The sequence below is a fragment of the Amycolatopsis magusensis genome (assembly GCF_017875555.1).
In the GTDB taxonomy this organism is placed as follows: Bacteria; Actinomycetota; Actinomycetes; order Mycobacteriales; family Pseudonocardiaceae; genus Amycolatopsis; species Amycolatopsis magusensis.
In genome coordinates this window covers 4,334,886-4,347,916 of record NZ_JAGGMS010000001.1, presented here as the reverse complement: position 1 = coordinate 4,347,916, position 13,031 = coordinate 4,334,886, and the positions used below count along the sequence as shown (strand labels likewise).

Below are 13,031 nucleotides of genomic sequence, written 5' to 3'. Positions count from 1 at the left end.
GCCGAACTCACCTCAGTGCCTCGGCACCCACCTGGTCCAGCAGGCCGCGCTCCCGCGCCAGTCCGGTCAGGGCGGTGATCACCTGTTCGCGATCGAGGTCGCTGGTGTCCAGGGCGACGGCGTCCTCGGCGGCCCGCAGCGGTGACGCGGCGCGGGTGGAGTCGAGCCGGTCGCGGCGGTCCACCGCCGCGCGCACGGACTCCACAGTGGACTCGACACCGGTGGCGCCGTGCTCGGCGCTGCGCCGGGCGGCACGGGCCTCCGGCGAAGCGGTGAGGAAGACCTTGAGCGGGGCGTCCGGGGCGACCACGGTGCCGATGTCCCGGCCGTCGACCACGATGCCGCCCTGCGCGGCGAGCACCTCGGCGATGATCCGCCGCTGCTCGTCGACCAGCCGGGCACGCACCTCGGGCACCGCGGAAACCGGCGAAACCGCGTGGTCCACGTCGCCACCGCGGATCGCCACGGCCACGTCCTCGCCGTCGAGCAGCACCCGCACGCCCGCCGGATCGGTGCCGACGGTCAACTCGGTGCGCTCGGCCACGGCGAGCACCGCGGCCGGATCGGCCGGATCGGCACCCGCGCGCAGCACGGCGAGGGCGATCACCCGGTACATCGCGCCGGTGTCCAGGTAGCCAGAACCCAGCCGGGTCGCCAGTCCGCGCGCGGCCGTGGTCTTGCCGGTCCCGGACGGACCGTCCAGCGCGATCACGCCTCGCAGCACGCCTGCCACTACCGCTCCCCGTTCCTTCGGCCCGTCACCCGTCGGCGCCCATTCTGCCCGGTGGCGGCGCGGCGATCACGGCCGGGACGCCTTGCGCCTGGTCACCCGCACAATGGGTTACCGTGGACAGGTGAACGTGGAAGTGACTCCCCTGCCCGGGATCGGCGTGCGCAAGGACTTCGCGCTGCGCAGCGGGCGGCGGGTCGGTGTGGTGAACCACCGGGACGGGCAGATCGAGCTCATCGTGTCCAAGTCCGACGACCCGGACGCCTGCCTGGCCGCGCTGCCGCTGACCATCGACGAGGCCGCCGCGCTGTCGAACCTGCTCGGCGCGCCGCAGCTGGTCGCGCAGCTCAAGGAAGAGCAGGCCGACCTGCCCGGCATCAACACCAAGCAGCTGCCGGTCGCCACCGGATCACCGTTCGACGGCCGCACGCTGGGCGACACCGCCCTGCGCTCGCGCACCGGCGTGTCGGTGGTCGCGGTGATGCGGGCCGGGCAGGTGCACCCCTCCCCCACCCCGGACTTCACCCTGACCGGCGGCGACCTGATGGTCACCGTCGGCACCTCCGAAGGGCTGCAGGCGGCCTACAAGATCCTCAAGAACGGCTGAGGGTCGCTCACCTGACGTTGTACGTGAATTACAGAGGCTGGAGAACGTGGACCACACCGCACTGGCCCTGATCGAGCTCGGCGGCGTGTTCTTCGTCCTCGGCGCGCTCGGCAGGCTGGCCGGCAAGATCGGCATGTCACCCATCCCCCTGTACCTGATCGGCGGGCTCTGCTTCGGGCAGGGCGGGCTGATCCCGCTCGGCGACATCGGCGACTTCACCCACCTGGCCAGTGAGATCGGCGTGGTCCTGCTGCTGTTGCTGCTGGGACTGGAGTACTCGGCGGCGGAGCTGTTCACCGGGCTCAAGCGCTCGTGGATGGCCGGGCTGCTGGACATCGTGCTGAACGCCGCGCCCGGCGCCGCGGTGGCGCTGCTGCTGGGCTGGGGCCCGGTCGGCGCGCTGGTGATGGCGGGCGTCACCTACATCTCCTCCTCCGGGATCATCGCGAAGGTCCTCGGCGACCTCGGGCGCCTCGGTAACCGCGAAACCCCGGTGGTGCTGTCCATCCTGGTGTTCGAGGACCTGGTGATGGCGCTGTACCTGCCGATCCTGACCGCGGTGCTGGGCGGGGTGAGCCTGCTCGGCGGCGCGAAGGCGGTGGGCATCTCGCTGCTGGTGATCACCGTGGTGCTGCTGATCGCGCTGAAGTTCGGCCGGTACGTCTCGGCGGTGGTCGACAGCCCCGACCGCGAGGTCTTCCTGCTCAAGGTGCTCGGCGCCGCGCTGCTGGTGGCCGGGATCGCCTCGGCGATGCAGGTCTCGGCGGCGGTGGGCGCGTTCCTGCTGGGCATCGCGATCTCGGGGTCCACCGCGGAGAACGCGACGCACATGCTCGAGCCGCTGCGGGACCTGTTCGCCGCGGTGTTCTTCGTGGTGTTCGGGCTGAACACGAACCCGGCCTCGATCCCGCCCGTGCTGGGCTGGGCGGTCGCGCTGGCCGTGGTGACCACGCTGACCAAGGTGGCCACCGGCTGGTGGGCCGCCAGACGCCAGGGCGTCGGCCGCATGGGCCGGGCCCGCGCCGGAGCCGCACTGGTGGCGCGCGGCGAGTTCTCCATCGTCATCGCGGGCCTGGCCGTGTCGGCGGGGGCCGTCACCGGCGAACTGGCCGCACTCGCCACCGCCTACGTACTGCTGATGGCCATCCTCGGCCCGACAGCCGCACGCGTGGTGGAACCGATCGCCCGCTCGATGCAACGGAAGTCGTCCCGCCCCGGCACCCCGGTCCCCACGAGCCCGTAAGCCCCCCGTCGAATGCTAGGAGTGGGGCATTACTTGCATCCAATGCAAGTAATGCCCCACTCATAGAGCCTTTTCCATCTTGGTTAGTTGAGGTCATGTTCGAGGGTGAGGATGGCTTTGGTGAGGGTGGTGACGCGGTGGGTGCTGCAGCGGGCGCGGGTGAGGATCCGCCAGTTTTTGAGGATGGCGAAGCCGCGTTCGCCGGGGCCGCGTAGTCGGGCGAGGGCGGTGTTGGCGGCTTTGTAGGCGGGGCCGAGTTCGCGTGTGGGCTGGTGGCGGTTGCGGCGGTTCTTGTACGGGGTGATCACCCCGGGCGCGACCTGGTCGTAGCCGCCGTCGGCGAGTAACCGCAGGCCGGCTTGTGCGGCCTGCTCGCAGATGTGGTGGTGGCGGGCGGCTGCGGTGTCGTTGGTGGCGCCGGGTAGTCCCTCGGAGATCCAGAGCAGGGTGCCGTGGGGGTCGGTGAGGGCTTGGATGTTGATGCCGTGGTGGCGGTGTTTGCCGGAGTAATAGGGCTTGTTCGCGGCGATGCGGTCGGTGCGGATGACGGTGCCATCGAGGATGGCGTAGTTGTGGAAGGTCCAGGCCAGCCGCCACAACGCCGCGGTCAAGCTCGGGGCACGGTGGGCGAGCAGGTCGGTGGTTTCGTGCACGTAGCGGCACACGGTGGCGACACCGATCCCGAATCCGGCGGCGAGGCGCTGGTAGGTGTCACCGTTGCGCAGGTGGGCCAGCACGAGCAGGGCCTGGCGTTGCGGGGGCAGCCGTCGCCAGCGTGACCCGATCGCGCGGCGGTGGGTGCGGATGATCTGGGTCAACTCAGCCAGTGTCTGACTGGACAACGCGATCGTCGACGGGTAAGACAACACCACGAAGCTCCTGGTAGCGCATGTTTCTTGGTCGATACACGCACCTACCAGGAGCTTCGCCATGTCCAGCTCAGCGACACACCCTCACCAACCAAGATCAGGTTGGAAAAGGCTCATAGCATTCAAGAGCCCTACATGCCGACCAGGGTGTGCAGGGAGCCGACTTCCTTGCGGGTCAGGGCCCGCAGGTGGGCCGAGCGCAGGTTGCCCAGGTGGATGTCGCCGACCGAGGTGCGCACCAGCTTCCGCACCGGGTGGCCGACTTCGGCGAGCATCCGGCGCACGATGTGCTTGCGCCCCTCGTGCAGCACGATCTCGACCAGCGTCCGCCCGGCCTGCATGTCCTTGACCCGGAACTCGTCCGCCCGCGCCGGGCCGTCCTCCAGTTCGATTCCCTCGCGCAGCCGCTTGCCCAGCCCGCGCGGCACCGCTCCGTCGACCTCGGCCAGGTAGGTCTTGCGCACCTCGAACGACGGGTGCATCAGCCGGTGCGCCAGGTCGCCGTCGTTGGTCAGCAGCAGCAGGCCTTCGGTGTCCGCGTCGAGCCGCCCGACGTGGAACAGGCGCTCCGCGCGGTCGCGCACCAGGTCGCCGACGCACGGCCGGCCCTGGTCGTCGGTCATCGTGGTGTGCATGCCGCGCGGCTTGTTCAGCGCCAGGTAGACCATCGTGTCGTCGAGCACCACACGGGTGCCGTCCACCCGGATCACCGAGTTGTCCGGGTCGACCCGGCGCCCGAACTCCCGGATGATCTCGCCGTTCACGCTGACCCGCCCCTGGGCGATCAGGTCCTCGGCGGCGCGCCGGGAGGCGACCCCGGCCTTCGCCAGCACCTTCTGCAGGCGAACACCTTCGTCGTTAGCCGATGTCATCGATGGAATCCACTTCGGGGAGCAACGGAGCGATGGGCGGGAGATCGGTCAACGACGAGAGCCCCAGCCGCTCCAGGAACAGCTCCGTCGTCACGTACAGGTGGCCGCCGGTCTCCGCGTCGGTGCCGGTCTCCTCGACCAGGCCGCGGGCGAGCAGCGTCCGGATCACCCCGTCCACGTTCACCCCGCGAACGGCGGCGACCCTGGCCCGGGTGACCGGCTGACGATAGGCGATGACCGCGAGCGTCTCCAAAGCGGCACGGGTCAGTTTCGCGCGCTGGCCGTCCAGCAGCAGTTTCTCCACGTACGGCGCGTAGGTGTCCCGCGTGAAGTACCGCCAGCCCTCGCCGACGCGCCGCAGGTCGATACCGCTGGAGCGCTCGGTCAGCGCGGTCGACATCGCGCCGAGCTTCTCGGTGACCCGTTGGACGGACTGCTCCAGCGCCCCCGCCAGTGCCTCCTCGCTCACCGGCGAGTCGACCACCAGCAGCAGCGATTCCAGCGCCGCCTCCAGCACCGCGTCGTCGCTCAGGTCCGGCGAGACCGAACCACCGCGGACCGCGACCAGTTCCTCCTCCGGGTCCGGCGCGTCCACGTCCAGCATCTCTTCGGGGTTCACCCGTACTCCTCGTCCTCACTCCGGGCGCGGTCCTGCTCGGCTTCCACCGTCGCCTGCTCCACCGAGCCACCCGTCCAGCGCACGTGCAGTTCCTCCAGCGCTTCGAGCTGCTCGAACTGCACGGTCGACTCGCGGTAGAGCTCCAGCAGCGCCAGGAACCGCGCCACCACCTCGATGGTGTGCTCGCAGTCGGCGACCAGGTCGGTGAAGGTGGCCGTGCCCGCCTCGGCCAGCCGCAGCCGCAGCAGCGCGGCGTGCTCGCGCACCGACACCTTGCCCATGTGCAGGTGGTCGAGCGACACCGTGGGCGGCGGCTTCGGCCGGAACACCGCCAGCGCGATCTCGGCGAACTTCGCCGGGTTCACCCCCAGCATCACCTCGGGCAGCAACCCGAGGAAGCGGTCCTCCAGCGCCACCGAACGCGGGTACCGGCGCAGCGCCCCGGCCTCCAGTTCGGCGAACAACGCGGCCACCTGCTTGTACGCCCGGTACTGCAGGACTCGGGCGAAGAGCAGGTCGCGGGCTTCCAGCAGCGCCAGGTCGTCCTCGTCCTCGACCTCGGCGGAGGGCAGCAGCCGCGCCGCCTTCAGGTCGAGCAGGGTCGCCGCGATCACCAGGAACTCGGTGGTCTCGTCGAGGTCCCATTCCGCGCCCAGCGCCCGCGTGTAGGCGATGAAGTCGTCGGTGACCTGGTGCAGCGCCACCTCGGTGACGTCCATCTGGTGCTGGGAGATCAGCTGCAGCAGCAGGTCGAACGGGCCCTCGAAGTTGGCCAGCCGGACCTTGAACCGGCCGGCCGTGCCCTCGTCCACCGATTCCGGCCGGGGCTCGGATTTCCCGGCCGGCTCGGTTTCGGTCATCAGCCGCCTGCCCCGCTTTCGGCGGGGTCGTCCGGCCCACCGGCGCGCAGCCGGCGCACCAGCACCGAGTCCTCGCCGTACTCGTCGAAGTCGGCCAGGAGCACGGCGACGGCCTCGCGGACCAGCCTGCCGCGGTCGACCACCAGCCCGTGCGAGCCGCGCAGGGTGAGCCGGGCGTGCTCCATCGCGAGCAGTTCGTCACCGGAGACGTACACGGTGATCTTGGCGTCGTGCTTCTGCCGGGGCGTGCTGGACTTGGCCCCGGCCCCGCGGACCAGCCGCCGCGGCTGTTCCGGCTCCGGCTCCGGTTCGCGCGCTTCGGCGGGTGCGGGGAATTCGAGGGCGTTCCCGCTGGTCAGGCGGAACAGTTCGGACGCGCCGGGCAGGGGAGCTCTCCTGCTCACCGGGCGATCACCTCACGCGCCAGTGCCCGGTAGGCCATCGCGCCGGACGACTTCGGGGCCCACTTGGTGATCGGTTCCCCGGCCACGGTGGTCTCCGGGAACCGCACCGTGCGGTTGATGACCGTGTCGAACACGGTCTCGCCGAATGCCTCCACCACGCGCGCCATGACCTCCTTCGAATGCAGGGTTCTCGGGTCGAACATGGTCGCGAGAATCCCGGTGATGTCCAGCTTGGGGTTGAGGCGTTCGCGCACCTTCTCGATGGTGTCGATCAGGAGCGCCACGCCGCGGAGACTGAAGAACTCGCACTCCAGCGGGATCAGGACACCGTCCGCGGCGGTCAGCGCGTTCACCGTGAGCAGGCCGAGCGAGGGCTGGCAGTCGACCAGAACATAGTCGTAGGTGTCCATGACCGGTCTCAGCACCCTCAACAGCGTGTGCTCGCGCCCGACCTCGGCGACCAGCTGCACCTCGGCCGCGGACAGGTCGATGTTGCTCGGCAGCAGGTCGACGTTCTCCACGTTGGTGGAGCGGATCACGTCGAGGATGTTCACCGAGCGTTCCATGATCACGTTGTAGACGGTGTAGTCCAGCTCGTGGGGCTGGATGCCGAGCCCGACCGACAGCGCGCCCTGCGGGTCGAAGTCGACCAGGAGCACCCGGCGGCCGTACTCGGCCAGCGCGGCGCCCAGGTTGATCGTCGAGGTCGTCTTGCCGACCCCGCCCTTCTGGTTGCACATGGCCAGGATGGTGGCGGGGCCGTGCTTGTCCAGCAGGGGCGGCTCCGCGATGTCGCGGTAGGGCCGCCCGGTGGGGCCGATCCGATCCCTGGCCTTCTTGCCGTTGAGCGGTGGAACGAGAGCCTCCGAGTCCAGTTCGTCGTCGGAGAGCGTGTCCCCTTCGACCGCGATGGTCATCTTGCTGAGGCTCGCGGCGGCAGAACCTGCGGACTCCGTCGCTCGCTCCGGCGGCTCCGATGTCGACATACCTCGAAAGCTCCTTGCTCAGCGGTCTGCCGGGAGCCTATGCGCGTGGCACTGTGTCGCCAAAGCGGCTCGCCGGGCGTGTCCGCACTAGTTGACCGCCGTCAGCCGACCGAGTACCAGGGCCATTCGGCGTAGGTCTGGTTGAATTCGCGCGAAGCGTCCGTTGAGGGTGGTGGTGGGAGACGGGTGGGTCATCCGAGGGCGCGTGGGTGCGCCGTCGCGTAGATTTCGCGCAGCGTGTTGACCGTGACCAGGGTGTAGACCTGCGTCGTGGTGACCGACGCGTGCCCGAGCAGTTCCTGCACCACGCGCACGTCCGCGCCACCTTCGAGCAGGTGCGTGGCGAAGGAGTGACGCAGGGTGTGCGGCGAAACGACGGCCTGGATGCCCGCGCGCTCGGCACTGGTCTTGAGCACCTGCCACGCGCTCTGCCGCGTGAGCCGTCCACCGCGGGCGTTGAGGAACACCGCGGGAACGCCACGCCCCCGCGCAGCGAGCGCCGGGCGCGCCCGCACGAGGTAGGCGTTGAGCGCTTCGACCGCCGGGCGGCCGATCGGCACCAGGCGCTGCTTGCCGCCCTTGCCGTCGAGCCGGACGGTGCGTTCGGTGTCGTCGATGTCGTCGAGGTCGAGGCCGACCGCTTCGGAGATCCGCGCGCCGGTCGAGTAGAGCAGTTCCAGCAGCGCGCGGTCGCGCAGCGGGCGGTCGCCCTCGGCGGGCGGGGTGTCGAGCAGCTTGAGCACCTGGTCCACCGGCAGCGCCTTGGGCAGGCGCCGGGCCGCGGCGGGCGGGCGCACCTCCCGCGCCGGGTCCTGTTCGGTGAGGCCGTCGGCGTGGGCGAACCGGTGCAACCCGCGCACCGCGACCAGCGCCCGTGCCGACGAAGACGCGGCCAGCGGCTGGTGGTCCTCGTCGCCTTCGCGCAGACCGGCACCGAACGCGGCGATGTGCTCCGGACTGACCCGGGTGAAGTCGGTGACCCCGGCCGCCTCCAGATGCGCGGCGTAACGGCGCAGGTCGCGCGCGTAACTCTCCAGGGTGTTCTTGGCGGTGCCCCGTTCCACGGTGAGGTGGTTGAGGTACGCCTTGATCACACCGGCTACCGCCCTGGGCACCGCGCCACTCTAGAGCAACGAACGCGACTCGACACCGCCGAATCGCGCCACAACCACCCCCGGCTTCCGTTACCGTCGGTGAGGTGACGACATCGCCAGATCCGGACGCCGTGCGCATCGGCACCTTCGAGCGCGAGCAGTGCGTGGAAGCCCTCGGGGTGCACTTCGCCGAGGGACGCCTCGAGACCACCGAGTACGAGGAGCGGGTGACCACCGCGCTGGGCGCTCAGAAGAAGTCGGACCTGGTCCCGTTGTTCGCCGACCTGCCCGACCCGCACCCGCCGGTGCTGCGGCCGCCGGCGCCGATCCCGGCGTACGGGCAGTACCCGCAGCCGGTGTACGGCTACACCCCGGCGGCGCGCGGCATGTCGGACAAGTCGAAGCTGACCACCGGCCTGCTGCAGATCGTGCTGCCGTTCGGCATCGGCCGGTTCTACGCCGGGCACGTCGGCATCGGCGTGGCCCAGCTCATGGTCGTCCTGTTCACCTGCGGCGCCGGGGTGCTGTGGCCGATCATCGACGGCATCATCATCCTGGCCAACGGCGGCCACGACGGCCAGGGCCGCCGCCTCATCGACTAGGTACGGGCGGCGAACCGGTACGGGCGGTCACGCCACGGCGCGTCCGGCGCGCGGGTTTCCGCCGCGCCGGAGAGCACCGCGTGCGTGGCGAGCACACCGGCCACGGTCGCCCCGTTGACCAGCTCGCCGTGCAGCGCCATCCGCACCGCCTCGTCCAGCGGGACCTTACGGATCACCAGATCCGCCTCCTCCTCGCCGAGCACCTCGCGGTCCACTTCGGACAGGTCGCGGGCCAGGAACACCCGGACCACCTCGTCGGTGAACCCCGGCGAGGCGGCCACGTCGACCAGCGTCTCCCAGCGTTCGGCCTTGAGCCCGGCTTCCTCGACCAGCTCGCGCGCGGCCGCCACGACGGGCTCCTCGCCGGGCTTGTCGGTCAGCCCGGCGGGCAGCTCCCAGATCCGGCGGCCCAGCGGGTGCCGGTACTGGTGGATCAGCGTGAGCGCGCCGGTGTCGTCGAGCGCGGCCACGGCCACCGCGCCGAGGTGCTCGGCCACCTCACGCCGGGCGGTGTCCCCGCCCGGCATGACCACCTCGTCCACCCGCAGCCCGACCACGCGTCCGATGTGGATGTCCTCAGTGGACGCGACGGTGAACTCGTGGCTACCGGGTGCGCTCACGAGGAAGCGCCCACGGTCGGCTCCGGCAGGCTCACCGGAAGGCGGTCCGCGGTGCGGTAGGCGACCACCGCGCGGATGAACGAGTCGAACAGCGGGTGCGGGCGCGTCGGGCGGCTCTTGAGCTCCGGGTGCGCCTGCGTGCCGACGAAGAACGGGTGCACGTCGGCGGGCAGCTCGACGAACTCCACCAGCCGGTCGTCCGGCGAGGTGCCGGAGAACACCAGCCCGGCTTCGGCGAGCTGCTCGCGGTAGGCGTTGTTCACCTCGTAGCGGTGGCGGTGGCGCTCGGAGATCTCGGTCTGCCCGTACGCCTTGGCCACCTGTGAACCGGGCTGCAGCTTCGCCGGGTAGGCGCCGAGCCGCATGGTGCCGCCCATGTCGCGCTCACCGGCCACCACGTCGCGCTGGTCGGCCATGGTGGAGATCACCGGGTGCCGGGTCTGCTCGTCGAACTCCGCGGAGTCCGCGTCGGTGATCCCGGCCAGGTTGCGGGCCGCGTCGATCACCATGCACTGCAGGCCGAGGCACAGCCCGAGCGCGGGCAGGCCACGGGTGCGGGCGTAGGTGATCGCCCCGATCTTGCCCTCGATACCGCGCACGCCGAAGCCACCCGGCACCAGCACACCGTCCACATCGGACAGAAGGCTGGCCGCGCCGGCCGGGGTCTCGAGCTCGTCGGAGGCGATCCAGACGATCTCCACCTTGGCACGGTTGGCGAACCCGCCCGCGCGCAGCGCTTCGGTCACCGAGAGGTAGGCGTCGGGCAGGTCGATGTACTTGCCCACCACCGCGACGCGCACGGTCTCGGCCGGGTTGTGCACGCGGTCGAGCAGGTCGCCCCACACCGTCCAGTCGACGTCGCGGAACGGCAGGCCGAGGCGGCGCACGACGTAGGCGTCGAGCGCTTCGCGGTGCAGGACCTTGGGGATGTCGTAGATGGACGGCGCGTCCGGGCAGGCGACCACGGCTTCGGTGTCCACATCGCACATCAGGCCGATCTTGCGCTTGAGCTCGTCCGGGATGTCCCGGTCGGCCCGGCAGACCAGCGCGTCGGGCTGGATGCCGATGTTGCGCAGCGCCGCCACGGAGTGCTGGGTCGGCTTGGTCTTCAGCTCGCCCGATGGCGCCAGGTAGGGCACCAGCGAGACGTGCAGGAAGAAGCAGTTGTCGCGGCCGACGTCGTGGCGCACCTGGCGGCAGGCCTCGAGGAACGGCAGCGACTCGATGTCGCCGACCGTGCCGCCGACCTCGGTGATCACCACGTCGGGACGGCGGTCCTCGGCGTCCGGCTCGGCCATCGCCAGGATGCGCGACTTGATCTCGTCGGTGATGTGCGGGATCACCTGGACGGTGTCCCCGAGGTATTCACCGCGCCGCTCCTTGGCGATCACCTGCGAGTACACCTGGCCGGTGGTCACGTTCGCCGAGCCGTTCAGGTCGCGGTCGAGGAAGCGCTCGTAGTGGCCGATGTCCAGATCGGTCTCGGCGCCGTCCTCGGTGACGAAGACCTCGCCGTGCTGGAAGGGGTTCATCGTGCCGGGATCGACGTTGAGGTACGGATCCAGCTTCTGCATGGTGACCCGCAGGCCGCGCGAAGTGAGCAACTGGCCGAGGCTCGAGGCGGTGAGTCCCTTGCCCAGTGAGGAGGCGACGCCCCCGGTCACGAATACGTGCTTGGTAGTACGTGCTTGATGCACCAAGGAGACTCCCGTGTTCAACTAAGTCCTCACCGTCTGCCGGTCAGGACGCCCACTCGACCACCGGCGCAGTGCGCCCGGCGCGGGAGTGCCGTCCACGGGCTTTTACGCTAACACGAGCGGCGGCGAGCGCCACCGCTGCCACACCCGCGCACGGAAGCCGAGGGATACGCCACATGGCCGAAGCCGAGACCTGGACCGCACCGGAGAGTTCGCGACCACTGGACGCGACGGTCCGGGTACCGGGCTCGAAGTCGCTCACCAACCGGGCCTACGTGCTCGCCGCGCTCGCCACCGGGCCGACGCTGGTGCGCGAGCCACTGGTGTCGCGGGACACCCGGCTGATGCTGGGGGCGGTGTCCGCACTCGGCGGTGGTTGCACCGAGACCGCGGAGGGCACGCTGATCCGCCCGATCGAGGCAGGTTCGGGCGACGCCACGGTCACCATGGGTAACGCCGGCACCGTGGCGCGGTTCACCCCGGCACTGGCCGCGCTGGGCAACCGGACCGTGCACTTCGACGGCGACGAGGCACTCCGGCGCCGCCCGCTGGCGCCGCTGCTGGACGCGCTGTCCGCACTCGGCGCCGAGATCGACGACGACGGCCGCGGCGCGCCGCCGTTCACCGTCACCGGCCGCGGCGGGCTCGCCGGTGGCGAGGTTGAGCTGGATTCGTCGGCGTCGAGCCAGTTCCTGTCCGCGCTGCTGCTGGCGGGTCCCGCGTTCGGCGAGGGCATCCGCGTACGCCTGACCGGCACCCCGCCGAGCGAGCCGCACATCGAGATGACGCTGGACATCCTGCGCCGCTTCGGCGCGGCCCCGGAGCGTTCGGGCCCGGAGTTCTTCGTGCCGCACGGGCCCCTGTCCTGTCCGGACTTCACCATCGAGCCGGACCTGTCCACCGCGGCCCCGTTCGTGGTGGCGCCCCTGCTCACCGGCGGCACGGTGCGGGTCGAAGGGTGGCCCGAGTACACGACGCAGCCCGGTGACTGGCTGCGCAGCCTGGCCGCCGAACTCGGCGCGAAGGTGACGCTCGACGAGACCGGCCTGACCGTCACCAGCGGCGGCGAATTCGGCGGCGGGCAGTTCGACCTGCACGAGGTCGGCGAACTGACCCCGGTCGTCGCGACGCTGCTCTGCTTCGCGGACGGCCCCTCGGTGATCAGCGGCGTGGCGCACCTGCGGGGCCACGAAACCGACCGGCTGGCCGCTCTGGCCACCGAACTCTCGGCCCTCGGCGCCCACGTCACCGAAACCGACGACGGTCTGCGCATCACCCCCGCGCCCATGCACGCCGGCGTCTTCCACACCTACGACGACCACCGCCTGGTCATGGCCGGCGCCGTCGCGGCCCTGCGCGTCCCCGGCATCCAGGTGGAAAACCCCGCCACCGTAGGCAAAACCTTCCCCGACTTCGTCCCCACCTGGACCACCCTCCTAACCCCCTGACCCCACCCCGAGTGGGGCATCACCCACAACCAATGCCCCACTCCCCACACCCGAACCCCACACTCACGCACCCGAACCCCACACTCAGGCACCTGAACCTCACACTCCAGCAGCCGAGTTCCACACTCAGGCAGCCGAATACCGCTTTCCAGCACCTGAACTTCACGTTCGGCCAACCAAACCCCCCGGTCAGCGGAATCCTGCGTTCAGCCGACGAGTGCCACGCTCAGGCTTCTGAGTTCCACACTCAGGCACCCGAACCTCACACTCAGCGCCCGAGTTCAACGTTCAGGCAGCCGAACCCCACGTTCAGGCAGCCGAGTCCCGCGTTCAAGCAGCCGAGTTCAACGTTCAGGCAAGCGAACCCCACATTCAGGCAA

The 13,031-nt window shown here is 70.4% G+C and carries 14 protein-coding genes; 4 read left to right on the top strand and 10 right to left on the bottom strand.

Features of this window, described 5'->3' with window-relative positions; genetic code table 11:
* Positions 1–7: 7 nt before the first annotated feature.
* The gene (gene cmk / locus JOM49_RS19520; RefSeq protein ID WP_209665713.1) at positions 8–733 is read right to left on the bottom strand and encodes a (d)CMP kinase; all 726 of its coding nucleotides are present in this window, start codon (positions 731–733) and stop codon (positions 8–10) included.
* Positions 734–854: 121 nt separating this feature from the next.
* Here cmk and JOM49_RS19515 point away from each other — a divergent pair, with 121 nt between their 5' ends.
* Positions 855–1,337 carry a cation:proton antiporter regulatory subunit gene (locus JOM49_RS19515; protein WP_209665712.1) on the top strand — a complete coding sequence of 161 codons (483 nt, stop codon included), beginning with the start codon at positions 855–857 and terminating at the stop codon, positions 1,335–1,337.
* A 46-nt stretch (positions 1,338–1,383) separates the two neighbouring features.
* Positions 1,384–2,580, top strand: a complete 1,197-nt coding sequence (locus tag JOM49_RS19510) for a cation:proton antiporter (RefSeq protein ID WP_209665711.1) — start codon at positions 1,384–1,386, stop codon at positions 2,578–2,580.
* Between the two features lie 83 nt (positions 2,581–2,663).
* Here the strand turns inward: JOM49_RS19510 and JOM49_RS19505 are convergent, their stop codons facing one another.
* The 7 genes from JOM49_RS19505 to xerD all read right to left on the bottom strand — a co-directional run bounded on the left by JOM49_RS19505 (position 2,664) and on the right by xerD (position 8,284).
* Positions 2,664–3,449, bottom strand: coding sequence for a transposase family protein (locus JOM49_RS19505; RefSeq protein WP_209671355.1), 786 nt, complete (start codon positions 3,447–3,449; stop codon positions 2,664–2,666).
* A 131-nt stretch (positions 3,450–3,580) separates the two neighbouring features.
* On the bottom strand, positions 3,581–4,321 hold the full coding sequence (locus tag JOM49_RS19500) for a pseudouridine synthase (protein ID WP_209665710.1): 741 nt from the start codon (positions 4,319–4,321) through the stop codon (positions 3,581–3,583).
* Positions 4,308–4,925 carry an SMC-Scp complex subunit ScpB gene (gene scpB / locus JOM49_RS19495; RefSeq protein ID WP_209671353.1) on the bottom strand — a complete coding sequence of 206 codons (618 nt, stop codon included), beginning with the start codon at positions 4,923–4,925 and terminating at the stop codon, positions 4,308–4,310. The genes JOM49_RS19500 and scpB overlap by 14 nt, the downstream gene beginning before the upstream one ends.
* Positions 4,926–4,936: 11 nt before the next feature.
* Positions 4,937–5,800, bottom strand: a complete 864-nt coding sequence (locus JOM49_RS19490) for a segregation and condensation protein A (RefSeq protein ID WP_209665709.1) — start codon at positions 5,798–5,800, stop codon at positions 4,937–4,939.
* On the bottom strand, positions 5,800–6,204 hold the full coding sequence (locus tag JOM49_RS19485; RefSeq protein ID WP_209665708.1) for a cobyrinic acid a,c-diamide synthase: 405 nt from the start codon (positions 6,202–6,204) through the stop codon (positions 5,800–5,802). The genes JOM49_RS19490 and JOM49_RS19485 overlap by 1 nt, the downstream gene beginning before the upstream one ends.
* Positions 6,201–7,190 (bottom strand): ParA family protein, encoded by a 990-nt coding sequence (locus tag JOM49_RS19480; RefSeq protein WP_209665707.1) that lies wholly within the window; start codon positions 7,188–7,190, stop codon positions 6,201–6,203. The genes JOM49_RS19485 and JOM49_RS19480 overlap by 4 nt, the downstream gene beginning before the upstream one ends.
* A 191-nt stretch (positions 7,191–7,381) precedes the next feature.
* Positions 7,382–8,284 (bottom strand): site-specific tyrosine recombinase XerD, encoded by a 903-nt coding sequence (gene xerD / locus JOM49_RS19475; protein ID WP_209671351.1) that lies wholly within the window; start codon positions 8,282–8,284, stop codon positions 7,382–7,384.
* Positions 8,285–8,388: 104 nt separating this feature from the next.
* Here xerD and JOM49_RS19470 point away from each other — a divergent pair, with 104 nt between their 5' ends.
* Complete coding sequence (locus JOM49_RS19470; protein WP_209665706.1) at positions 8,389–8,886, top strand: DUF1707 domain-containing protein; 498 nt, start codon at positions 8,389–8,391, stop codon at positions 8,884–8,886.
* Here JOM49_RS19470 and JOM49_RS19465 read toward each other — a convergent pair.
* A complete protein-coding gene (locus tag JOM49_RS19465) occupies positions 8,883–9,506 on the bottom strand; it encodes an NUDIX domain-containing protein (protein ID WP_209665705.1) in 624 nt (207 codons plus the stop codon). The genes JOM49_RS19470 and JOM49_RS19465 overlap by 4 nt on opposite strands.
* Complete coding sequence (pyrG, locus tag JOM49_RS19460) at positions 9,503–11,203, bottom strand: CTP synthase (RefSeq protein WP_372444041.1); 1,701 nt, start codon at positions 11,201–11,203, stop codon at positions 9,503–9,505. The genes JOM49_RS19465 and pyrG overlap by 4 nt, the downstream gene beginning before the upstream one ends.
* A 176-nt stretch (positions 11,204–11,379) precedes the next feature.
* Between pyrG and aroA the strand changes: the two genes are divergently transcribed.
* Positions 11,380–12,651 (top strand): 3-phosphoshikimate 1-carboxyvinyltransferase, encoded by a 1,272-nt coding sequence (aroA, locus tag JOM49_RS19455; protein ID WP_209665703.1) that lies wholly within the window; start codon positions 11,380–11,382, stop codon positions 12,649–12,651.
* Positions 12,652–13,031: the final 380 nt, after the last annotated feature.